Annotated in this window: 21 protein-coding genes; 15 read left to right on the plus strand and 6 right to left on the minus strand. The window is 70.4% G+C overall.

The features are described from left to right. Nucleotides 1-53: 53 nt before the first annotated feature. From ACIBHX_RS19525 to ACIBHX_RS19535, 3 genes are read left to right on the plus strand one after another with little or no spacing between them, the layout of a single operon-like run. Nucleotides 54-599 (plus strand): hypothetical protein, encoded by a 546-nt coding sequence (locus ACIBHX_RS19525; protein ID WP_397068522.1) that lies wholly within the window; start codon nucleotides 54-56, stop codon nucleotides 597-599. A 6-nt stretch (nucleotides 600-605) separates the two neighbouring features. Next, nucleotides 606-1148, plus strand: a complete 543-nt coding sequence (locus ACIBHX_RS19530) for a hypothetical protein (protein ID WP_397068523.1) — start codon at nucleotides 606-608, stop codon at nucleotides 1146-1148. Between the two features lie 6 nt (nucleotides 1149-1154). Beyond that, nucleotides 1155-1346, plus strand: a complete 192-nt coding sequence (locus ACIBHX_RS19535; protein WP_397068525.1) for a hypothetical protein — start codon at nucleotides 1155-1157, stop codon at nucleotides 1344-1346. Nucleotides 1347-1385: 39 nt separating this feature from the next. Here the strand turns inward: ACIBHX_RS19535 and ACIBHX_RS19540 are convergent, their stop codons facing one another. Together ACIBHX_RS19540 and ACIBHX_RS19545 are read right to left on the minus strand one after the other, a co-directional pair. Continuing rightward, complete coding sequence (locus ACIBHX_RS19540; RefSeq protein WP_397068526.1) at nucleotides 1386-1793, minus strand: ATP-binding protein; 408 nt, start codon at nucleotides 1791-1793, stop codon at nucleotides 1386-1388. Next, entirely contained in the window at nucleotides 1790-2551 is a 762-nt protein-coding gene (locus tag ACIBHX_RS19545; protein WP_397068527.1) for a SigB/SigF/SigG family RNA polymerase sigma factor, read from the minus strand. The genes ACIBHX_RS19540 and ACIBHX_RS19545 overlap by 4 nt, the downstream gene beginning before the upstream one ends. Nucleotides 2552-2729: 178 nt before the next feature. Between ACIBHX_RS19545 and ACIBHX_RS19550 the strand changes: the two genes are divergently transcribed. Further along, nucleotides 2730-3059, plus strand: coding sequence for an STAS domain-containing protein (locus ACIBHX_RS19550; protein ID WP_397068774.1), 330 nt, complete (start codon nucleotides 2730-2732; stop codon nucleotides 3057-3059). Here the strand turns inward: ACIBHX_RS19550 and ACIBHX_RS19555 are convergent. Continuing rightward, the gene (locus ACIBHX_RS19555; protein WP_397068528.1) at nucleotides 3056-3772 is read right to left on the minus strand and encodes an ANTAR domain-containing protein; all 717 of its coding nucleotides are present in this window, start codon (nucleotides 3770-3772) and stop codon (nucleotides 3056-3058) included. The two genes, ACIBHX_RS19550 and ACIBHX_RS19555, sit on opposite strands and share 4 nt — an antisense overlap. 58 nt (nucleotides 3773-3830) lie before the next feature. Between ACIBHX_RS19555 and ACIBHX_RS19560 the strand changes: the two genes are divergently transcribed. From ACIBHX_RS19560 to ACIBHX_RS19575, 4 genes are all read left to right on the plus strand, one after another. Beyond that, nucleotides 3831-5651 carry a SpoIIE family protein phosphatase gene (locus tag ACIBHX_RS19560; RefSeq protein WP_397068529.1) on the plus strand — a complete coding sequence of 607 codons (1821 nt, stop codon included), beginning with the start codon at nucleotides 3831-3833 and terminating at the stop codon, nucleotides 5649-5651. A gap of 105 nt (nucleotides 5652-5756) precedes the next feature. Then, nucleotides 5757-6818, plus strand: a complete 1062-nt coding sequence (locus ACIBHX_RS19565) for a glycosyltransferase (protein WP_397068530.1) — start codon at nucleotides 5757-5759, stop codon at nucleotides 6816-6818. Nucleotides 6819-6871: 53 nt separating this feature from the next. After that, on the plus strand, nucleotides 6872-7465 hold the full coding sequence (locus ACIBHX_RS19570) for an FMN-binding negative transcriptional regulator (protein ID WP_397068531.1): 594 nt from the start codon (nucleotides 6872-6874) through the stop codon (nucleotides 7463-7465). A 59-nt stretch (nucleotides 7466-7524) separates the two neighbouring features. Next, complete coding sequence (locus ACIBHX_RS19575; RefSeq protein WP_397068532.1) at nucleotides 7525-8238, plus strand: glycoside hydrolase family 16 protein; 714 nt, start codon at nucleotides 7525-7527, stop codon at nucleotides 8236-8238. Here the strand turns inward: ACIBHX_RS19575 and ACIBHX_RS19580 are convergent. After that, entirely contained in the window at nucleotides 8223-9272 is a 1050-nt protein-coding gene (locus ACIBHX_RS19580) for a PucR family transcriptional regulator (RefSeq protein ID WP_397068533.1), read from the minus strand. The genes ACIBHX_RS19575 and ACIBHX_RS19580 overlap by 16 nt on opposite strands. Before the next feature lie 76 nt (nucleotides 9273-9348). Between ACIBHX_RS19580 and ACIBHX_RS19585 the strand changes: the two genes are divergently transcribed. Together ACIBHX_RS19585 and pruA are read left to right on the plus strand one after the other, a co-directional pair. Beyond that, nucleotides 9349-10266: a proline dehydrogenase family protein gene (locus ACIBHX_RS19585; RefSeq protein ID WP_397068534.1), complete on the plus strand. Its 918-nt coding sequence runs from the start codon at nucleotides 9349-9351 to the stop codon at nucleotides 10264-10266. Beyond that, nucleotides 10267-11892: an L-glutamate gamma-semialdehyde dehydrogenase gene (gene pruA / locus ACIBHX_RS19590; RefSeq protein ID WP_397068535.1), complete on the plus strand. Its 1626-nt coding sequence runs from the start codon at nucleotides 10267-10269 to the stop codon at nucleotides 11890-11892. It begins immediately after the preceding gene. Between the two features lie 136 nt (nucleotides 11893-12028). Here the strand turns inward: pruA and ACIBHX_RS19595 are convergent, their stop codons facing one another. Beyond that, on the minus strand, nucleotides 12029-12382 hold the full coding sequence (locus ACIBHX_RS19595) for a VOC family protein (RefSeq protein WP_397068536.1): 354 nt from the start codon (nucleotides 12380-12382) through the stop codon (nucleotides 12029-12031). A 122-nt stretch (nucleotides 12383-12504) separates the two neighbouring features. Here ACIBHX_RS19595 and ACIBHX_RS19600 point away from each other — a divergent pair, with 122 nt between their 5' ends. The 4 genes from ACIBHX_RS19600 to ACIBHX_RS19615 all read left to right on the plus strand — a co-directional run bounded on the left by ACIBHX_RS19600 (nucleotide 12505) and on the right by ACIBHX_RS19615 (nucleotide 17488). Then, nucleotides 12505-14535, plus strand: a complete 2031-nt coding sequence (locus ACIBHX_RS19600; RefSeq protein WP_397068537.1) for an alkyl/aryl-sulfatase — start codon at nucleotides 12505-12507, stop codon at nucleotides 14533-14535. 150 nt (nucleotides 14536-14685) lie between these two features. Further along, entirely contained in the window at nucleotides 14686-15816 is a 1131-nt protein-coding gene (locus tag ACIBHX_RS19605; protein ID WP_397068538.1) for an ROK family transcriptional regulator, read from the plus strand. Nucleotides 15817-15964: 148 nt separating this feature from the next. Continuing rightward, the gene (locus tag ACIBHX_RS19610) at nucleotides 15965-16693 is read left to right on the plus strand and encodes a PIG-L family deacetylase (protein WP_397068539.1); all 729 of its coding nucleotides are present in this window, start codon (nucleotides 15965-15967) and stop codon (nucleotides 16691-16693) included. Nucleotides 16694-16720: 27 nt separating this feature from the next. Further along, nucleotides 16721-17488, plus strand: a complete 768-nt coding sequence (locus ACIBHX_RS19615) for a maleylpyruvate isomerase family mycothiol-dependent enzyme (RefSeq protein ID WP_397068540.1) — start codon at nucleotides 16721-16723, stop codon at nucleotides 17486-17488. Nucleotides 17489-17514: 26 nt separating this feature from the next. On the opposite strand, the gene ACIBHX_RS19620 is transcribed toward ACIBHX_RS19615, so the two are convergent. Further along, nucleotides 17515-18894, minus strand: coding sequence for an extracellular solute-binding protein (locus ACIBHX_RS19620; RefSeq protein WP_397068541.1), 1380 nt, complete (start codon nucleotides 18892-18894; stop codon nucleotides 17515-17517). A 78-nt stretch (nucleotides 18895-18972) separates the two neighbouring features. Between ACIBHX_RS19620 and ACIBHX_RS19625 the strand changes: the two genes are divergently transcribed. Beyond that, the gene (locus ACIBHX_RS19625; RefSeq protein WP_397068542.1) at nucleotides 18973-20601 is read left to right on the plus strand and encodes an ABC transporter substrate-binding protein; all 1629 of its coding nucleotides are present in this window, start codon (nucleotides 18973-18975) and stop codon (nucleotides 20599-20601) included. Nucleotide 20602 lies beyond the last annotated feature (1 nt).

Genomic DNA, 20602 nt, shown 5'->3' on the forward strand with positions numbered 1-20602 from the left:
GCGTTCTGCGGGCAGTCGCAGGGTTCAAAGGACCCGACCGGAGGCGAACAGATATGACCACCCTGATCTGGGTGGCCGTCGTCGTGATCGTGCTGGTCGCTGTGGCCGCAGTGGCGTACCTCGTCATTCAGCGGCGACGGCGCGAGCATCTGCGTTCACGTTTCGGCCCCGAATACGACCGGCTCATCGCCGAGCACGACAACAGGCGGGAGGCCGAGGAGGAGCTCCTCGCCCGCGAGCAACGCCACTCCGAGCTGGACATCCGTCCGCTGGCCCAGGAGTCACGCGACAACTACGCGCACCGCTGGAGCGACGTGCAGGAGCGCTTCGTCGATGCGCCGGGCTTCGCGGTGACCGAGGCGGACCAGCTGGTCACGGCCGTCATGGCCGAGCGCGGATATCCGACGGAGAACTACGAGCAGCAGCTGTCCGACCTGTCGGTCGGGCACGCGGAGACGCTCGACCACTACAGGCAGGCTCACGAGATCAGCGGGCACGCCGCCAGGAAGGAGGCCTCCACCGAGGATCTCCGTATGGCGATGGTGCACTACAGAGCGCTGTTCGAGGAGCTGCTCCAAGGAACCAGCCGAGGACGGTGACGACATATGCGACGGGAAGAGTACGGGATCCCGCCCCAGCGGGCGGACGACTACGACGAGCCAGCCGACGTCCTGGAGCCGGACCAGGTCAGACCGCGCATGGATCCGGACCAGCAGCCCGAGACCGGTATGAACTCCGGCCCTGAGGCCAGACCGCGTATGGACCCGGATCCGGAAACGCTCGGCAGGCCGCAGGAAGTGGACATGCCCGGCACGCCGCAGGCCGGATCGGACCCGGACAGGGCAGGCGCGGCCCCGGAGCACGCGGCGCCGCCCACGGGGCAGCAGCTGCTCGACCAGGACCCTGAGGTGCTGCAGCAGCGCTGGCGCGACCTGCAGTCGACGTTCGTCGACAATCCGGGCGAAGCCGTCCAGCAGGCCGACGGCCTCGTCGAAGAGGTCGTGGAGTCCCTGACCACCACGCTGCACGCCCGCACCAGCAGCCTGCGCGAGAGCTGGCGGGACGGCGACACCGAGCAGATGCGCCAGGCCCTGCAGGACTACCGCGGCGTCCTGGAGCGCCTCCTGACGCTGTCAGGGACGAGGTGACGCGCCATGCTCGCAGTGGTCGCGGCGATCATCTTCGGGTTGGGCTTCCTGCTTGACCTGGTCAACGTCCGGATCCCCGGCGGCATCAGCGGCATGACGCTCGTGCTGCTCGGCCTGACGCTGCTCGCGCTTCATCAGGCGGGAATCGGTACGGCGAGCTTCCGCGGTTCCGGCTGGCGGGGCAGAGCAAGGCGCTAGCGGTACGTCAATGAGCCCGGACCCGAGCAGGGTCCGGGCTCATGACGTCTTGGCGGGGAAGCGCAACACCACCGTGCTGCCCCCGGCATCGGCCTGGACCGTCAGGTCCGCGCACAGCTGCCGGGCCACCCACAGCCCCATCCCGCCGACGGCGCCGGGCACCGGGCCCGGCTTCCATGTCCCGTCGTCGTGGATCTCGATGACCAGGTCCGTCCCTTCCAGCCAGGTGCGCATCCGCCCGCTCTGGGCCCCGTGGGTGACCGCGTTCGTGGCCACCTCGTTGACGGCGATGACCAGATCGCCCACGGCTTCCTCGCCCAGCCCGAGCCGCCACGCGTACTTCTGGGTCAGGTGGCGCACGTGCGGCAGGTCGGGCAGCCGGAAGGTGATGGGCATGCCGAACGGCGGGCCGGCGGGGCCCGCCGTCGAGGCGTGGCGCCCAGTCACCCGACCAGTTCGCTGCGCAGCTGGTCGAGCACCTTGCGCAGGATCCGGGAGACGTGCATCTGTGAGATGCCGAACTCGGCAGCGATCTCGGCCTGCGTCAGGTTCCCGAAGAACCGCAACAGCAGGATGCGCTTCTCGCGTTGCGGGAGCGCGTCGATGAGCGGCTTGACCGACTCGCTGTCGACCATGGTGGTCAGCGTGTCATCGTCCTCCGGAATGACGTCGCCCAGTGAGGTCGCGTCGTCGGCGGTGCCGAGCGGCGCGTCCAGCGAGAGCGTGCTGTAGGCGGCGGAGGCGTCGAGCGTGAGCAGGACGTCCTCCTCGCTGATGTTCATCCGCGCGGCCAGTTCCGCCACGGTCGGCGAGCGGCCCAGGTCCTGGCTGAGGTCGCCGACGAGCCGGTTGAGCTCCGAGCGGCGCTCCTGGAAGAGCCTGGGGACCCTGATGGCCCATGTGCGGTCGCGGAAGTGGCGCTTGACCTCGCCGGTCATGGTGACCACGGCGTAGCCGCGGAAGGCGTGACCGAGGGAGGCGTCGAAGCCGTTGACGGCCTTCATCAGACCCACGTAGGCGGCCTGGAGCAGGTCCTCCATGGGCTCGCCGCGGTAGCGGTAACGCCGGGCGATCTCGACGGCGAGCGGCCTGTGCATCTCGACGATGCGCTCGCGCAGCCGCTCTTTCTGGCTTTCCGACGTGTGCTCGGCGTTCATCTCCGCGAGCAGGTCTTCGGCGGTCATCTCCTCGACTAGGACAGTCATCGCTGCTCCTTTATGGATGGGCAGGTGACCTCCGCCGGAAACGACAAAAGCCCAGGCAGAGGCACACCTTGCTCAGGTTCAGAGCCGGAAGCCCTCTGCTGGACTTCGGTGTCAGTATCCCCCATTCCCCGCGATGTATTCCACCCGGGTCCGGTGACAGTAGGGTTGCCACGTGACAATGCCGCTCACCCTGACTTCGTCGGCCACGGACGGGATGACCGTGGTGCGCGTGGACGGCGTGCTGGACGCCACGACCCGCGAGCAGTTCGCCGACTTCCTCGCGTCGGTGGGTCCTGATCTCATCCTCGACCTGTCGGGTGTGACGTTCATGGACTCCAGGGCGCTCGGCCTGATCGTGCACACCTGGCAGACCAGCCTGACCGACCGCAAGCGCTTCGCCCTGATCGGGGTGGACTACGCCAGGTCGAAGGTGATGTGGATCACCGGGCTCGCCGACCGGCTGCCGCTGTACGACACGCTCGACGACGCGCTGGAGGCGCTGGGCTAGCCGCGCGACTTGCGCTGGTGCTCCTCGACCAGGAGCCTGGCCAGGTCGGCCACCTTGACCTGGTGGTGCTGGGAGATCCTGCGCAGCTCTTCGAAGGCGGCCTCGGCGGTGCATCCGCTGGTCTGCATGATGATGCCCTTGGCCTGGTCGATGAGTGACCGCCCGGCCAGCGCCTCGTGCATCTGCGCCGCGTCGGTGCGCACCGCGTCGTAGTCCCACAGGTTGGCCATGGCCACGCCCACCTGCTGGGTGAGCATGTCGGCCAGGGCGTGGGAGTACGGGGGCGCGAACGCGGCGGGCCGTACGGAGTAGAGCCCCACCACCACCATGGCCTGGGCCAGCGGGACGGGCACGATCAGGACGGAGCGGACGCCGTAGCCGGTGCCCAGGCCCGCGTAGCGCGGCCAGCGCGCGTCGCGCAGCAGATCGGCCACGATGACGCGGCGGGTGTGGGTGCGCGCCTCGATCGACGGGCCGGCGCCGAGCTCGCGCTCGCCCTCCACGAGCATGATGAGCTCGCTGTGCGAGCCGGAGACCAGGACCCGCTCGTCGCGCCAGTGCTCGGCCGAGCCGCCTGAGCAGCCGGGCACGCCCCAGGCCAGCGCGGTGGTGAGCTCGCGCAGCAGGGTCTCGGTCGAGGTGTCCTCACCGAGCCGCCCCAGCGCGGCCAGATCGCGGGCCAGCGAGGCGGTGATCAACGTCGTCGATTCCATGGCAACCGGCCCCTTCCCCATCTGGATGGGATTATCCGCTATGGCGTAGCGTCGAAGAATGGATCTCGAGCAGGCGCTGGATGCGCTGACTGCGCGCGTGGCCTCGTTGCGCGAAGCCAGGTCGGCCTATCCCGCCGAACTCGAGCCGACGCTCGACGCGGCGCTCGCCGAGCTCGACACGGCGGCCGAGCTGCTGGCCGAGGCGCGCACGGAGCTGGCCAACGCCAAGCCGCGGGGCACGCGCGACGGGCCGCAGCGGGAGCTGAAGCTGCTGCGCCAGGTGTTCAGGGCGTTCCCCGTGCCGGTGGTGCTGCTCGACGGCGGCGGCATGGTCAGGCGGATCAACCCCGAGACCTCGCGCCTGCTCGGCAGCCCGGAGGGCTACCTGGTGGGCCGCTCGTTCCCGCTGCTGGTGGACGTGTCGCGGCGGGCGGCCTTCCGCTCCCACCTGACGTCGGTGTTGCAGACCGGGCAGCCGTCGGCGCTGGAGACGCGCCTGGCCCACCAGGGCAGGGCGCACACGGTCCAGCTGGCGCTGACCCGGCTGACGATGCCGGGCGAGCCGCGGCACATGATGGCCGTGGTGGTGCTGCCGATCGAGGTGCAGCCGCCCCAGCCCGGCCCGGAACGGATCGGGCTGGCCGAGGGCGAACTGCTGCTGACGGCGGCCAAGCGGCAGGACCTGCTGGCCAGGATGACCGCGCTGCTGCTCGACGACGAGGGGCTGCAGAAGCAGATGGCGCTGCCGCGGGCCACCAGGTTGCTGGCCGCGGACTGGGCCGACTGGGTCATCGCCGACGTGGTGCGCGACCGGCAGGCGCGCCGCGCGATCGTGGTGGCACCCAGGGACCAGCCGCTGGGCGAGCTGGCCAGGCAGGTGGAGGCGGCGGATCCGGGGGCGGCTCCGCTGGTGGCGGAGGTGCTCGAGCGCGGCTCCGGCGCGATGCACGAGATGGTCGAGGACGAGACTCTGCTCGGCTCGGGCACCGAAGGGCCGCTGCTGACCGCGATGGAGGCGGGCTCGCTGCTGTCGGTGCCGATCGGGACGGGCCAGGGCGTGCTGACGCTGGTACGCGCGCACGACAAGGAGCCGTACGCGATGGCCGACCTGGGCGTGATGCAGGAGGTGGGGGCGGCGCTCGGGCTGGCGTTGCGAGCCCAGGACAGCTTCCAGAGCCGCTCGCGGGCCGCGGACGCGCTGTCGGCCAGCGTGGTGCCGCGCGACCTGCCCGACGTGCCGGGCTTCGAGGCGGCCGCGATCTACCATCCGGGCTCGTCCGTGGGCGCCGAGTTCTACGACGTGTTCCCCGTGGCGGGCGGCTGGGGGTTCGCCGTAGGCGGGGCGGCAGGCAAGGGCGAGGCGGCGGCCTCGGTGAGCGCCATGGTCAGGGGCGGGCTGCGGGTGCTGAGTGTCTGGGAGCCCGATCCCGACCAGGCGATGCGCAAGGTGAACGAGGCGCTGTTCGCGCAGGACAGCGGCATGTTCGTGATGGCGCTCGCCGGCTTCGTACGGGGCCGCGAGGTCAGCCTGTCTTCGGCCGGGCACCACCCCGTCGCGCTGGTGTATCCGGAGGGCGGCGGCGTGCGCTTCGCCAAGGGCGGCGGCGTGCCGCTGGGCCTGGGTGCCGAGGCGGCCACCGAGGTAGAGGAGATCACGCTGGCGCGCGGCCAGACGCTGGTGCTTTACTCCGAGGGCCTGATCTCCTCACGCAACAGCGCGGGCGAGCCGTACGGCGATGACCGGCTGGCCGACGTGCTCGGCCGCTTCGCGGGGCAGCCGCCGGCGACCGTGATCAAGGCGGTGGAGGCGGACCGGCAGGCCTTCTCCGGCGGCGAGGTGTGGGACGAGATCGTCATCCTGGCGTTGCGGGCCCTCTGACCTGGGAAGGTTTGCGAGCGGGCACAGAGTGGTAAAGTCTCTGGGTAGCTTCTCGTGCCTAAGACGCAGGCACACCTTGAAACGGCTTCCACGCTGAGGTGTGCCATGAATATCGCCATAGTCGCCCCCGTCTCCGGCAGTCAGCGTCACCACGTCCTCTCCGTGGCCCGCGAACTCGGCCGCGAGCACAAGGTCATCGTCTACAACGGCGGCTCCGAGCACAGGCCCAAGACGCGGGTCGCGCACGGCGTCACCGTTGACCAGCTCGACATGGGCGACCTGCGCGAGGTCGGCGATTACCTGCGCGGCCGCTGGAGCACGGAGCGCCCGGACGTCATCCACGCCCACTCGTGGAGCGCCGGGCTCGTCTCTCTCGCCGGCGCCGACGGGCTGAACGTGCCCATCACGCAGACCTTCCACCAGTTCGACGCCCGCCATCTCAAGGTGGAGCGGGCGCTCGGCCGGCGCGCCGACGCGGTCGTGGCCGGCTCGGGCGACGAGGAGGCCGCGCTGATCAGGATGGGCGTGCCCCGCGCGAACATCGCGGTCGTGCCCTGCGGCGTCGACACCGACAGGTTCCAGCGACAGGGCGCCGCGGCCCCGCGCGGCACCCAGCACCGGCTGCTGCATGTGGGCCCGCTGTCGGAGGAGCGCGGCGCGCACACCGCCGTCCGCGCGCTGCCCGCGTTGCCCGGCGTCGAGCTGGTGCTGGCCGGCGGCCCGGAGCCCGGCGAGCTGGAGCAGGACCCGGGTGTCCGCAGCCTGCGCTCGCTGGCCGAGCAGCTGGGCGTGGCCGACCGGGTCACGTTCCTCGGCCAGGTACGGCCGGCTGCGGTCCCCAAGCTCATGCGCAGCGCCGACGTGCTGATCACGGTGCCCAGGGAGTCGGCGTCCGGCGTCGTGGCGATGGAGGGCATGGCCTGCGGGATCCCGGTTATCGCCTCGGCCGTGGGCGCGCACCTCGACTCCGTCGTCGACGGCGTGACCGGCCTGCTCGTCCCGCCCGACCGGCCCGCCAGGGTGGCGCGGCTGACCCGCAGGCTGCTGTCGGACCAGACGCTGCGCACGGCGCTGGGCTACGCCGGCGCCGACCGCGCCCGCTCGCGCTACTCGTGGGAGCGGGTCTGCCAGGAGCTGCTGCGGGTCTACGAGTCCGCCCGCGCCTGATACGTCATACCGTACAAATCGGGATAAAGCGTGGCGTGGATAGGGTTGTCCGCATGCTGATTCACCCCTGGGATGCGGGCACCGAGGAGCAGTCGCTGGCCTACGTCCGGACCAACCAGTTCGGGCAGCTGATCGCCGCGGGCCGGGGGCGCGACGTGCCGGTCGTGGTGCCGACGCAGTTCCTGCTGGCCGACGACCGCACGATCGTGCTGCATCTGGCCCGCCCGAACCCGGTCTGGGCGGCCATCGAGGAGAACCCCAAGGTGGTGCTGTCAGTGGCCGGCCCGTGGTCCTACATCCCCGGAGCGTGGCGCGCGGAGCCCGGCACCGATCCGGCGCTGGGCGTGCCCACCACGTACTACTCGGCGGTCCAGCTGCTGTGCCATGCCGAGATCGTCACCGAGGCCGAGGACAAGCTGGACGTGCTGCGCGGCCAGCTCGCGCACCTGGATCCGGGCCAGGGCGACCCGTCGCGGATGCCGAGGCTGCTGCCGGGCATCCGCGGCCTGCGCCTCACGGTCGAGGAGATCCGCGGCAAGTTCAAGTACGACGGCCACAAGGACGCCGCGCACCGTGCCCGGGTCGCCGAGCGACTGGCCGAGCGGCGCGGGCCGGGCGACGCCGCGGCGCTGCCCTATCTGGGCTGACCGATGCGAAAATTCTATATCTCTGTGACGAGAGTGAAATCTTTGCTTCTATAGGCGGCATGTCCAGACGCAGTTCGATCCTGGCGGCGGCCGCGCTGGTGACGGTGGCAGGCCTCCCGCAGACGGCGCACGCGCAGAGTTGGGGATCCCCGGTCCTGGTGGAGAACTTCGACGGCACCTCGGTCGACCCGGGCAGGTGGATGGTCTACCACTCGCCCTCCGCGCAGACGAACCCCCGCACCGGCCGGGCCTCGACCGTGTCGAACGGGGTGCTGCGCCTCAAGGGCGGCATGTACGGCGGGCGGGACCTGTCCGGTGGCATCGCCGGCAAGCTGGCGCAGGAGTACGGCCGGTGGGAGGTCAGGTTCCGGTCCGAGGCGGGCGCCGGGTACACGCCGGTGGCGCTGCTGTGGCCCACCGCGCAGAGCGAGGGCTCCGACTACGCCGAGATCGACTTCGCCGAGATCGTCGATCCGCGCCGGCAGGGCGGCGGCATCTTCGTGCACAGCGGCCGATCCCGCTCCCAGCACCAGCTGCGCACCGACTTCACCCGCTGGCACACGGTGGCGGTCGACTGGCTGCCGGGGCGGCTCACGTTCTGGCTGGACGGCGCGAAGGTGTGGGACTACCGCGGGCCGAACGTGCCGCAGGGCCGCAGGATGGGGCTGGCGCTGCAGAACGACGTGGTGTGCGAGCCCCGGTGCCGCGACTCCGCCACACCGGCCACGGTCTCCATGTACGTCGACTGGGTGAAGATCTACAGGGCCAGGTGAGCCGCCTTCAGCGCCAGGTGGACGACCAGCCGGTCGTCGCCGTCGGCCAGGTCACGGTGCAGCAGCCGCTCGGCCTTGCCCAGCCGGTAGTACAGGGTCTGGCGGTGGACGCCCAGCTCGGCGGCCGCCTTCTGGGCGTGGCCGCCGAGGTCGAGGTAGATCTCGACGGTGCGGGCCAGCTCGGCGTCCAGCGCGGCGGACTCTCCTGCCAGCTCGCGCAGGTCGGCCTGGCCGAGCCTGGCCAGCAGCCGGTGCACGCCCAGGTCCTCCCAGCGGGCGATCGGCGTGAAGCGCGGGAAGTGCTCGGCGATCCGCAGCGCCTGGCGGGCCTCCCGCCAGCTCTGCCACGCCTCCGACGGGTCGGGGCGGGGGCCGCCCAGCCCGGCGGCCGTGCCGTACGCCGCCTGCAGGGTCTGCGCGACCTCGCCCGCCAGATGCGCGGGAGCGAGCACCGCGACCGGAGAGCCGGCCCGGGTCAGCACGCCGCGCGGCAGCGTCCACAGCTCGGCCACGCGCTCGGATGACTCGCGTACGGCTATCGCGGCGACGGGCCCGCGCAGCTCGATCGAGGCGGAAGCCCGCTCCTCGGGGTCGGAGGACAGCAGCGCGAGCAGGTCGCGGCCGAGATCCTGGCGGCTGCGCGCCTCCTGGGCGAGCTGGGCGGCCGCCCTGGCGACCAGCGGCGCGGCCTTCTGCAGCACGGCGTCGGCGAGCTCGCCGGAGTCGAGCAGCCACAGGTAGCCGTAGGTCACCTCGCGGTGCCGCAGCGGCCAGCACACGCGGGCCCTGACCTCGGGCGAGGCGGGGATCCTGACGGGGCCGTCGGCGGTGGCGATGCCGAAGCCCTCGAAGTAGTCGCGCACCTGCCGCGAGGCGCGCCTGCGCAGGATGGACTCCTGGCGGACCGTGTCGATGTCGCCGTGCTGCGCGCCGTAGGCCAGCAGCCGGAACGAGCGGTCCTCCAGCGTCGCCGAAGCCCCGAGGACGCGGGCTATCTCGTCGACGGTTTCCTGTAGATCGGCCGTGTTGTACATGTGTATGACAGCCTGCCACAACCCGCGTTACTTACGTCGATGGCTGCCCTGTGAACAGCGGATTTACGCTGGATTCATGCTCGGTCAACTGCTACTCGCGGCGTCCAGGAGCGGGCTGGTACGCCGCTCCGTGTCAGGATTCCCGCTCACACGCAAGGTGGTGGACCGGTTCGTCGCCGGGGAGGGCGCCGCCGAGGCGCGCAACGCCATCGAGCGGCTCGTCGACACCGGGCTGACGGTCACCATCGACCACCTGGGCGAGGAGGTCCGCGACGCTCATGCCGCCGCGGGCACCGCCAAGGCCTACCTCGAACTGCTCGAGGCGCTGCGGCCCCTTGAGCTCGGCGCGCGCGGCGAGGTGTCGGTGAAGCTGTCCGCCGTGGGGCAGGCGCTCGATGACGGGATGGCGCTGGAGCACGCCCGGCAGATCTGCGAAGCGGCCTCCGCGAACGGCTCGACCGTCACGCTCGACATGGAGGACCACACCACAGTCGACTCGACCCTGGAGATCCTGCGCAAGCTGCGGGAGGACTTCCCCACGACGGGCGTGGCCATCCAGGCCTACCTGTTCAGGAGCGAGCAGGACTGCCGTGACCTGGCCGTCGAGGGTTCCCGCGTCCGCCTGGTCAAGGGCGCCTACCGGGAGCCCGCCTCGGTCGCCCACCAGGGCAAGTCCGAGGTGGACAAGGCGTACGTGCGATGCCTGCGGATCCTCATGGCGGGGAAGGGATACCCCATGGTGGCGACGCACGACGACCGGCTGATCTCCATCACCGAACTGCTCGCCGACCGCTTCGGCCGCACCGTCGGCGACTACGAATACCAGATGCTCTACGGGATCAGAACCGACCGGCAGGAGGCCCTGGCAGGCGCCGGGCACACGGTCCGTGTCTACGTTCCCTACGGCGACGACTGGTACGGCTACTTCATGCGCCGCCTCGCCGAGCGCCCGGCCAACGTCGCCTTCTTCCTTCGCGCCCTTGGGGGTAAGTAAATGGATGCCATCAGCAACGTGCCCGTACCCGCCAACGAGCGGATCTACGGCTACGCGCCGGGCAGCTCCGAGCGCACCGCCCTGGAGAACAGGGTCAAGGAGCTGGCCGGAACCACGATCGACCTGACGATGACCATCGCGGGCGAGCAGCGCATGGGCGGCGGCGCGACGATCGACGTCGTGCAGCCGCACAACAAGGCCTCCGTCCTGGGCCGTACCAACGACGCTACGGCTCAGGACGTGAAGGACGCCATCTCCTCCGCGCTGGAGGCGGCCCCCGCCTGGCGGGCGCTGTCCTTCGATGAGCGGGCGGCGATCTTCCTCAAGGCGGCCGACCTGCTGGCCGGACCGTGGCGTGCCACGCTGAACGCCGCGACCATGCTCGGGCAGTCCAAGTCGGTGCAGCAGGCGGAGATCGACTCGGCCTGCGAGCTGATCGACTTCCTGCGCTTCAACGTGGCCTACGCCCGCCAGCTGTACGCCGACCAGCCCATCTCCTCACCCGGGGTGTGGAACCGGATGGAGTACCGGCCGCTGGAGGGCTTCGTCCTGGCGATCACGCCGTTCAACTTCACCGCGATCGCCGGCAACCTGCCGACGTCCGCGGCGCTGATGGGCAACGTGGTGGTCTGGAAGCCTTCGCCCACGCAGCAGTTCGCGGCGCACTTCACGATGCGGCTGCTGGAGGAGGCCGGGCTCCCGCCGGGCGTCATCAACCTGGTCACCGGCAACGGCCAGGCCGTGTCGGAGGTCGCCCTGACCCACCCGGCGCTGGCCGGGATCCACTTCACCGGCTCCACCCCGACCTTCCAGCACCTGTGGTCGACCATCGGGGCCAACATCACCGGCTACCACGGCTACCCGCGCCTGGTCGGTGAGACCGGCGGCAAGGACTTCGTGCTCGCCCACCCGTCGGCCGACCCGGGGGTGCTGGCGACCGCGCTGGTCCGCGGCGCCTTCGAGTACCAGGGCCAGAAGTGCTCGGCCGCCTCGCGGGCCTACGTGCCGCGCTCGGTGTGGTCCCGCATGCGGGACGACTTCGTCGCGGCGTCGGAGTCGCTGACCGTCGGTGACGTCGGCGCCGACCTGTCGACGTTCATGGGCGCGGTCATCGACGACCGGGCCTTCGCCAAGCACAAGGCCGCCATCGACCGGGCGCGCTCGGTCGACAGCATCAACATCCTCACCGGATCCTACGACGACTCCATCGGCTACTTCGTGAAGCCGACCATCCTGGAGTGCGCCGACCCGACCGACGAGATCTTCGTCAAGGAGTACTTCGGCCCGATCCTCGGCGTCCACGTCTACGACGACGCCGACTTCGACCGGGTGCTCGACCAGATGGAGGGCATCGCGCCCTACGCGCTGACCGGTTCGGTCATCGCGCAGGACCGCTACGCCATCGCCTCGGCCTCCGAGCGGCTGCGCTTCGCGGCCGGCAACTTCTACGTCAACGACAAGCCCACCGGCGCGGTCGTCGGCCAGCAGCCCTTCGGCGGCGCCCGTGCCTCCGGCACCAACGACAAGGCGGGCTCGATCTTCAACCTGATCCGCTGGGTCAACGCCCGCACCATCAAGGAGACCTTCGTGCCGCCGACGGACCACCGTTACCCGCACATGGGCTGAACGCTTCTCCTGTACGGCCGGCGCCTTCGGGACCTTCCTGCACCCCGAACGCACCGCCCACCCGACGCCCCCGGGCTCCCTGCCGAGCCCGGGGGCGTCAGCCTTCCAGCACGTCACCGCCCGCGTGGAGACACTGTCAGCTGGGCTGCCACAGCTCGATCCGATTGCCCTCAGGATCGGTGACCCAGCCGAACCGACCGACGCCCTCCATGTCCTGAGTCTCCTTGGCCACGTCCGCTCCGCTGGCACGCAACTGCGCGAGCATCGCATCCAGGTCGCGGACACGGAAATTGAGCATCGTCTGCTGGGCGCGGGAGCCGAAGTACTCGGTCTCGGACTCGAAAGTCGCGAACACTGTCGCCCCGGCTTCCTGACGCCACAGGCCGTGCTCATCGGCGTTCAGGCCCAGGCAATCGCGATACCACGCACCCAGGGCCACCGGGTCGGCGGCCCGCATGAAGTATCCGCCAATTCCAAGGACACGTTCCATGTCGCCATCTTGCCAGGACCGCAATCGCCCGCGTCGCTGACCGACAGGAGAATCCTCCTTTCTCGTGATAGGTCCGCGCGGCCGGTAGGCGTACTGTCACGGGGCAGCTTCGAGGAGGGCTCATGTCCAACCATGAAATGGAACGTTCCAGCCATCGCCACGGTCACCAGGCCGCGCCGTCCAGGCCGGGAGCCAAGCCCGCGCAGCAAGTCACCATCGACTACAACAACTCCATCCACCCGCCCAAACCTGGCGAGGACCCCGAACTCGCCAACGCCTCCGCGAACCGCGTCCTGGCCTTACCCAATGACTTCACCGTCTTCAAGGGCCCGATGCCGATCTGGACGCTGGCCACGTACAACGAGTTCCTGACCGCGGACGAGAGCAAGACCGCGCCCGACGAGGTGAACCCGAGCCTGTGGCGCAACGCCTCGCTCAACATGAACGTCGGCGTGTACGAGGTCGTCAAGGACGCCGTCTACCAGGTGCGCGGCGTGGACCTGTCCAACATCACGTTCCTGGAGAAGGCCGGCAGCCACGAGGTCATCGCCGTCGACCCCCTGGTCAGCCAGGAGTGCGCGGCCGAGGCGCTCAAGCTGTACCGCCAGGCCAGGGCCGCCAAGGGGGTCAAGGACCTCAAGATCGCCGCGGTGATCTACACCCACTCCCACGTCGACCACTACGGCGGCGTGCGCGGCCTGTTCGAGAACGGCACCCCCGGTCCGACGGTGAAGTTCTACGCGCCTGACGGCTTCCTCGACCACGTGGTCAGCGAGAACGTGTACGCGGGCGTCGCGATGGCGCGCAGGGCCACGTTCATGTACGGCCCCGAGGTGCCGAAGGCGCCGAACGGCCAGGTGGACTCCGGGCTCGGCAAGACCACCTCGGTGGGCACGGTCGGCTTCATCAACGCGCCGGAGACGATCACCGCGACGGACACGAAGATGTACATCGCAGGGATCGAGGTGATCTTCCAGCTCACGCCGGACACCGAGGCACCCTCGGAGATGAACTTCTACCTGCCGGAGATCGACGCCCTGTGCCTGGCGGAGAACGCCACCCCGACCCTGCACAACATCTACAGCCTGCGCGGCGCCCAGGTACGCGACGCCAAGGCATGGTCGGAGTACCTCAACCAGACCATCGAGACCTGGGGCTCCACCGCCACGACCCTGTTCGCCAGCCACTTCTGGCCGCGGTGGGGCAACAGCACGATCGTAGAATTCCTCACCAATCAGGCGGACATGTACCGCTTCATCCACGACCAGACGCTCCACTGGGCGAACCAGGGCGACACGATCATCGAGGTGGCCGAGCGACTCGACGGCAAGCTGCCGCCGACGCTCGCGAACGAGTGGTACAACCACGGCTACTACGGCACGATGAACCACAACGTCAAGGCCGTCTACCAGCGGTACCTGGGCTGGTTCGACGGCAACCCGGCCAACCTGCACCCGCTCACGCCGCAGAAGGTCGGCCCGCGGTACGTCGAGGCGATCGGCGGCGCCGGGCGGCTGCTGGAGATCGCCAACGAGACGTACAAGAACGCGCAGAGCCTGGAGGACTACCGCTGGCTCGTCGAACTGCTCAACCACCTGGTCTTCGCCGACCCCAGCGACCCCGTCACCCGCAAGGCCGCCCACGACCTGCAGGCGGACGTTCTGGAGCAGCTCGGCTACATGGCCGAGAGCGGGCCGTGGCGCAACTTCTACCTGGCCGCCGCCGACGAGCTCAGGATCCCGGCCCCGAAGCCGCAGTTCAGCAGCGCGGTCCACGCTGACGTGGTGGCCGCGATGCCGGTCAAGTCGATCTGGGACTACATCGGCATCAGGCTCATCGCCGACAACGTCACCGGGAAGAGCGCGTCGATGTCCTTCACGATCAGCCACGGGCTGCCGAACGACGACCCGTTCTGCGTGGTGCGGCTGCGGAACTCGGTGGTCGTGTACAGCACGAAGCCGGCGTCGGACCCGCAGGCGACGTACACGATCACCCGCAAGGGGCTGAACGCGCTGGCCCTGAGCGCGCAGACGGTGGCGCAGCTGATCACGGACCATGAGCTGAAGGTGGACTCGGGCACGACGCAGCCCCTGGACACCATCAACGACAACCTCGTCAAGTTCATCGGCAACTGGCCCATCGCCGGACCCTGATCCTCAGGAGAGCGCCCCCGGGCAAACCCTGGGTGCGCTCTCCCGCTTCGCCAGCGGATCACGGCCTTGTCCAGGTGTGCTCGCTGCGCTCGCTGGCCCTGGCGTTCAGACCGCGGTGAGGCTTTCTTTCCGCTAGGATCCGTAAGAACTATGGCAAACCCACGGACCGCCGACCCCATGCTGATGCGCCGCCTCAACGAGGTGGCCACGATCCGCGTCCTGCTCGGCCAGGGCAAGCTGACCATGAGCCGCATCCTGGAGCTGACCGGGCTGTCCCGCTCCACGGGCGAGGCCGTGCTCGAGACGCTCATCGCGGACGGCTGGGTCCGGGAGGTGCCGCCCGAGCAGCGGCCAGGCGTCCTGGGCAGGCCGGCCCGCACATTCAGGTTCCTGTCCGAGGCGCGCCAGGTGATGGCCGTCGACATCGGCGCCCACCAGGTCTCGGCCACGGTCGCCGACCTGGACGGCACCGTCCGCGAGACCCGCCGGCGGCGCACCACCCGCTCGGCCTCGCGCGCCGAGCGGCTTGAGGCGGTCAGGATGGTGATCGGCACTCCCCCGCCCGGCCTGCTCGCGGTGGCCGTCAGCACCCCCGGCCTGATCGGCGACGACGGCGCCGTCTGGCTGTGCCGCGTGCTGCCGGAATGGACGGGCCTGTCGCCGGCCGCCGAGCTGGGCGAGCTGTTCGACTGCCCGATCGCGGTGGAGAACGACGTCAACCTCTCCGCGCTGGCCGAGCGCTGGACCGGCGCCGCGGCCGGCGTGGACGACCTGGTCTGGGCGAGCCTCGGCCGCGGCACCGCGGCGGCGGTCGTGCTGCGCGGGCGGCTGCACCGCGGTGCCACCGGGGCGGCGGGCGAGCTGGGATGGGTGCCCGAGCTGGGCTGGGCGCAGGTGCGCGACCATCCGCTCAGCTTCGCCGGGGTGACCGAGACGCCCCATGGCGACCTGGCCGCCCGGCTCATCGACGAGGCCAGGGCCGGCGACGCGGAGGCGCTGGCGGAGTTCGACCGCTTCGCCTCGCTTGCGGCTCCCGGGCTGAGCGCGATCGTGCTCGCCTACGACCCGCGCGCCCTCGTCCTCGGCGGCGCTCCCGCGGCGGCGCCCGACCTGTTCATCCCCGCGCTCTCGCGGCACCTGGCGCCGCGCTGCCTCAGCCTGCCGGACCTGCACGCCTCGGCGCTCGGCGAGGAGGCCGCGATCACCGGGGCCCTGCGCCTGGCCCTCGACCGCGCCCAGGCCCGCCTCTACTCCACCGAGGAACGCCTCCTGCCCCGCTAGCCGTACCCCCTTTCTCCTCGGTACGGCGAGCGTCCCCCAGGTTCCGTGGCAGCGCTTCGTGTGATCGGCCTGTTTGGCGGAGCCGGTTTGGCTACCATGTCCCAATCTTTGGCGGCTTGGCATGTGAGCAGGGGTGGTGGGGAGAGCCGTGAGCGAAGAGCGTGCGCCCGAACCGAGCGTTCTGGCGGTGCACGCGCACCCCGACGACGAGGCGCTCTGGACCGGCGGTCTGCTGGCCACGCACACGCGTGCCTCGGTGGTCACCTGCACGTGGGCGGCGGGCACCCAGCGCGTGGGCGAGCTGGAGCGCTCCCTGGAGATCCTGGGCGCGGGCGAGCCCCGGCTGCTCGGGTACGCCGACACCACGCCCGAGTCGGCCCCCGGCCGGCCGCGCTTCCGCGACGTGCCGTTCGACATGCTCGTGGAGCGGGTCGTCGAGCACATCCGCGACGTCAAGCCGGACATCGTGGCCACCTACGACGCCTACGGCGGCTACGGCCACCAGGACCACATCCTGGCCCACCGCGTCACGCTCGCCGCGGTGGAGGCCGCCGGGCACGACCAGCTCTACCAGTCCGCGGGTCCGGCCTGGCACCCGTCGGCCCTCTACCTGGCGACGCTGCCCCGCACGTTCGTCGAGGAGATCTGGCAGGCCGTCATGGGCATGCCGCCGGACGGGCAGACGCTGCCCGGCGTGCCCGACGCCAGGATCGGGGTAACGCTGGACATCCGCCCGGTGGGCGAGCGCAAGTGGGCGGCCATCCAGGCGCACCGGTCGGAGATCGAGCGAGGCGGCAGCATGACGCTCCTCACCTCCCTGCCGGAACACCTCAGGAACCGGCTGCTCACCAACGAGTGGTATCTCCGCCGGGACTAGCAGAACAATATTCGGTACGCTGATCGCGTGACGGATGATGTCTTCGATGACCTGGCCGCCGAGTACCGGCAGCTGGACGCCGTACTGGAGAAGCTGACCGGCGAGCAGTGGGGCGCGCCCTCCGCCGCGGAGGGCTGGAGCGTAGCCGACGTCGTGCTCCACCTCGCCCAGAGCGAGGAGGTGATCGCCGCCCCCACCGGCGCCGCCGCAGGCGCCCCCGCGGGCGCCCCCACCGGCGCGCCCTTCCTGCCCGCCGACTCGCCGACCGGCATGGACGAGCTGGCCGAGCAGATGGTGGCGGCCGAGCGGGGCATGCCCCCGGCGGACCTGCTGGCACGCTGGCGCGAGGTCGCCATGGCCACCCCGGAAACGCTGCGCGAGCACCCACCGGGCACGCGGCTGCCGTGGGTGCGGACGTCGCTGTCTCCGCGCACCCTGGCGACCACCCGGCTGGCCGAGCACTGGGCGCACGCCCTGGACATCACCGTCCCGCTCGGCATCGCCTATCCCGACACGGACCGGCTGCGGCACATCGCCTGGCTGGCCCACCGCACGCTGCCGTACGCGTTCACCCTCGCCGGGCTGCCCGGCGTGCCGGTCTTCTGCGACCTCACCGCGCCCGGCGGCGGCCGCTGGACCTACGGCGACCCCGCCTCGGAGACCCGGATCAGCGGCCCCGCCGCGGACTTCTGCCGCGTCGGCGCGCGGCGGCTCGCACCGCGGGACAGCTCGCTCACCGCCGAGGGGCCCGGCGCCGCCGACGCCCTGCGGGTGGTGCGGAACTACGCCGCCTGACTTTTGACATCCCAGGATGGCAAAAGTCACGGCAGCGGGAGCGACGTGATCGCACTGATCATGTCGGCCGCCCTGGTCACCGCCTCCTCCGGGGGGCGCCGGCGCGACAGCACGTCCTCGCACATCGCCTGCAGGCGGGCGGAGACCAGGGCGTAGACGGGGCTCGGCGGGCGCAGGACCGAGTGCTCGAGGCGTTCGCCGGTCTCGGCGTGGAAGGGGGACACTTCCGCGATCCTGTGCAATGCGGAGAGCCTGGGCGGGAGCTGCCCTGTCTCGAGGCAGTGCCGTACCAGCTGGTCGGGGGCCAGAGCGGCCTGGAGCATGCGCATCGCCAGGTGCGGGTGGCGGGCCTGGCGCGGGATGGCGTAGGCCATGCCGCCGCACAGGACCGCGGCGCGGCCGTGCGGGCCACGCGGCATGGGCGCGAAGCCGAACTCCTCGCCGATGTGGTCGATCGGCTCACCTGCCCATCCGGCCAGGTCGCTGGCGCCGACGCACAGGTCGGCCTCCCCGCGCGCCAGCAGCTCGACGGCGCGGTCGGAGCCGAAGCCGGTCACCTCGGGCAGGATGACGCCGTCGTCGAGGAGCGTGCGCAGGAAGCGCATGGTGCCGACGGTCGCGGGGCTGTCCAGCACGACGCCGTCCTGCGACAGCACGGCGGCGCCGTTGGAGGCCAGGAAGGCCGCCAGCGCGTAGGTGGTGGTCTCGGCGGCGCGCAGCCCGCCGGGCATGACCAGCACGTGGCGGCCGGGCGGCCGGTCGAATGCCAGGCGCCTGCCCAGGGCGTGCAGCTCCTCCCAGGTGCGCGGCGGCGCCGGGACCCGGTCGCGGCGGTACCAGAGCCCGGCCACGTCGGAGGGCGCCTGGACGGCCATGACGGCGTCACCGAAGCGGTGGGCCTTGGCGAAGGACGGCAGGAAGTCGGCGTCGTGCTCGTGCGCGACCCAGTCGGGATCCAGCTCGTTCAGCGGCCACAGGAACCCGGCGAACTCGGCGACCCACACCGAGTCGAGCACGACCAGGTCGGGCCCCTCCCCCGCGGCGATCGACGACAGGAAGACCTCGTGCAGCTCGCTCCGCGGCGGGCTGACCACCTCGAGGGACAGGCTTTCGCCCGCCGCCTCGCGCATCACCGCCGCCCACGGCTCGTCGGCGCCCAGCACCCGCAGCGTGGGCCTGGCCTGCTGGAACCCCGGGTTGACGAAGGTGCCGCGGCGCCGGTGGCGGACGATGACGCCCTCCTCGGCCAGCTCGGCCAGGGCCCGCGTCACGGGGGTGCGGCTCAGGCCGTACCGCTCGCACAGCTCGTGCTCGGTGGGCAGGCGCCCGTCGAGCCCGTAGACCCCAGCGGCGATCTCTTCCCGCAGCCGAGCCTTCAGCTGCCGGTAGAGCGGAGTGGGCTCCATCGGGCTCCTTTCGATTTGCCTCTTGATCCTAGAGGCATTTTGTCATTATTGTCACGGCACCTCCAGAGAGGAGCCCCCATGCGACTCAGCCGAGCGCTCACCGCCGCGCTTGTCCTCTCCCTCGCCGCCTGCAGCAGCGGCGGCAAGACCGGCGGAACAGGCCCCAGCAGCAGCACAGGAAACGCCGGAACGGCGCAGAAGCCCATGGTGATCGACGTCGGATTCAGCGGCACCACGATCACCCGTAACTTCAGTCCGTTCAACATCCAGGCCACCCAGGGCATGAACGGGTACATCTACGAAAACCTGTGGACGTTCAACATCCTCAAGGGTGGCGAGTTCGTCCCCTGGCTGGCAACCAAGTACGACTGGTCCGGGGACGGCAAGAAGATCACCATTCACCTGGACCCGCGGGCGAACTGGAGCGACGGAACCAAGCTGACCAGCAAGGACGTCGTCTTCACGATGCAGTACGCCAAGGATCACAAGAGCCAGACCAACGCGGGCTTCGAGTGGACGTCGGTCAGCGCCCCCGACGACCAGACCGTGGAGATCACCTTCGACGCGCCCGCGTTCACCAGGATCGACCAGATCGGCGCGATCCGGCCGGTGCAGGAGAAGGTGTTCAAGGACAAGAACCCGGACGAGTTCACCAACCCCGATCCGGTCGGCACGGGCCCGTACAAGCTCACCCAGTTCACGCCCCAGCAGCTGACCTTCACGGCCCGCGACGACTACTGGAAGCAGCCGGTACCGGTCAAGACGCTGAAGATGCCGATCATCGGCGGCACCGGCGCGTTGCCCCGCCTGCTGTCCGGCGAGATCGCCTGGAGCGGCGGCTCGATACCAAATGTGATGAAAAGCTACGTGGAGAAGGACGCGCAGAACAACCACGCCTGGTACCCCACCTACGGCGCGCTGGTCCTGCACCTCAACGTGGAGAAGAAGCCGTTCGACAACGTGCACGTGCGCAAGGCCATCTCGCTGGCGCTCAACCGCCAGGAGATCGCCGACGCCGGCAACCCGGGCCTGTTCCACCCGATCAACCTGACCGGCCTGGACCAGGACACGCAGAAGGACTGGATCGCCCCCGAGTACGCCGGCCAGGTCCAGAAGGCCGCCGACCCGGAAGCGGCCAAGCAGGAGCTGGCCAAGGCGGGACTCAAGCCGCAGGACGTCTCCTTCGATCTGCTGGAGAACGCCGAGTGGCAGGACGCCATACAGCGCGACAAGATCATCGCCCAGCAGCTCGGCGACTTCGGCATGAAGGTCACCGTACGGCCGCTGCCCGGCGCGCAGCTGACCACGATGAAGCAGAAGGGCGACTTCACGGCGATCACCGGCGGCACCGTCTACAGCGGGCAGACGCCGTACACGTTCTACCGCTCGATCCTGGCCAGCGAGAAGATCGGCACCGAGTACAACTGGAGCCGGATCAAGAACGCCGAGGTCGACGACCTGATCAAGAAGATGGCCTCGACCGGTGACCAGGCGCAGATCAAGCAGTACGTGTACCAGATCGAGAAGTTCATGATCGATCAACTGCCACTGATCCCGATCGCCAACATCGGCGCCTCGACCGAGTACAGCACCAAGGAGTGGACGGGCTGGCCGGACGCGGGCAACCCGTACACGATCTCCGCGCCGTGGTCGGGCCCGCCCGACAACGTCTACACGCTGCTGTCGCTCAAGCCCGCCACCCAGTAGC

The organism is Nonomuraea sp. NPDC050536, from assembly GCF_044457685.1.
Classification (GTDB): domain Bacteria; phylum Actinomycetota; class Actinomycetes; order Streptosporangiales; family Streptosporangiaceae; genus Nonomuraea.

Bases quoted from the DNA above. Each gene is read 5' to 3' on its own strand.
- ACIBHX_RS19525 (WP_397068522.1), top strand. From the start codon at position 54: ATGACCACCCTGATCTGGGTGGCCGTCGTCGTGATCGTGCTGGTCGCT.
- ACIBHX_RS19530 (WP_397068523.1), top strand. From the start codon at position 606: ATGCGACGGGAAGAGTACGGGATCCCGCCCCAGCGGGCGGACGACTAC.
- ACIBHX_RS19535 (WP_397068525.1), top strand. From the start codon at position 1,155: ATGCTCGCAGTGGTCGCGGCGATCATCTTCGGGTTGGGCTTCCTGCTT.
- ACIBHX_RS19545 (WP_397068527.1), bottom strand. From the start codon at position 2,551: ATGACTGTCCTAGTCGAGGAGATGACCGCCGAAGACCTGCTCGCGGAG.
- ACIBHX_RS19550 (WP_397068774.1), top strand. From the start codon at position 2,730: ATGCCGCTCACCCTGACTTCGTCGGCCACGGACGGGATGACCGTGGTG.
- ACIBHX_RS19555 (WP_397068528.1), bottom strand. From the start codon at position 3,772: ATGGAATCGACGACGTTGATCACCGCCTCGCTGGCCCGCGATCTGGCC.
- ACIBHX_RS19560 (WP_397068529.1), top strand. From the start codon at position 3,831: ATGGATCTCGAGCAGGCGCTGGATGCGCTGACTGCGCGCGTGGCCTCG.
- ACIBHX_RS19565 (WP_397068530.1), top strand. From the start codon at position 5,757: ATGAATATCGCCATAGTCGCCCCCGTCTCCGGCAGTCAGCGTCACCAC.
- ACIBHX_RS19570 (WP_397068531.1), top strand. From the start codon at position 6,872: ATGCTGATTCACCCCTGGGATGCGGGCACCGAGGAGCAGTCGCTGGCC.
- ACIBHX_RS19575 (WP_397068532.1), top strand. From the start codon at position 7,525: ATGTCCAGACGCAGTTCGATCCTGGCGGCGGCCGCGCTGGTGACGGTG.
- ACIBHX_RS19580 (WP_397068533.1), bottom strand. From the start codon at position 9,272: ATGTACAACACGGCCGATCTACAGGAAACCGTCGACGAGATAGCCCGC.
- ACIBHX_RS19585 (WP_397068534.1), top strand. From the start codon at position 9,349: ATGCTCGGTCAACTGCTACTCGCGGCGTCCAGGAGCGGGCTGGTACGC.
- pruA (WP_397068535.1), top strand. From the start codon at position 10,267: ATGGATGCCATCAGCAACGTGCCCGTACCCGCCAACGAGCGGATCTAC.
- ACIBHX_RS19595 (WP_397068536.1), bottom strand. From the start codon at position 12,382: ATGGAACGTGTCCTTGGAATTGGCGGATACTTCATGCGGGCCGCCGAC.
- ACIBHX_RS19600 (WP_397068537.1), top strand. From the start codon at position 12,505: ATGTCCAACCATGAAATGGAACGTTCCAGCCATCGCCACGGTCACCAG.
- ACIBHX_RS19605 (WP_397068538.1), top strand. From the start codon at position 14,686: ATGGCAAACCCACGGACCGCCGACCCCATGCTGATGCGCCGCCTCAAC.
- ACIBHX_RS19620 (WP_397068541.1), bottom strand. From the start codon at position 18,894: ATGGAGCCCACTCCGCTCTACCGGCAGCTGAAGGCTCGGCTGCGGGAA.
- ACIBHX_RS19625 (WP_397068542.1), top strand. From the start codon at position 18,973: ATGCGACTCAGCCGAGCGCTCACCGCCGCGCTTGTCCTCTCCCTCGCC.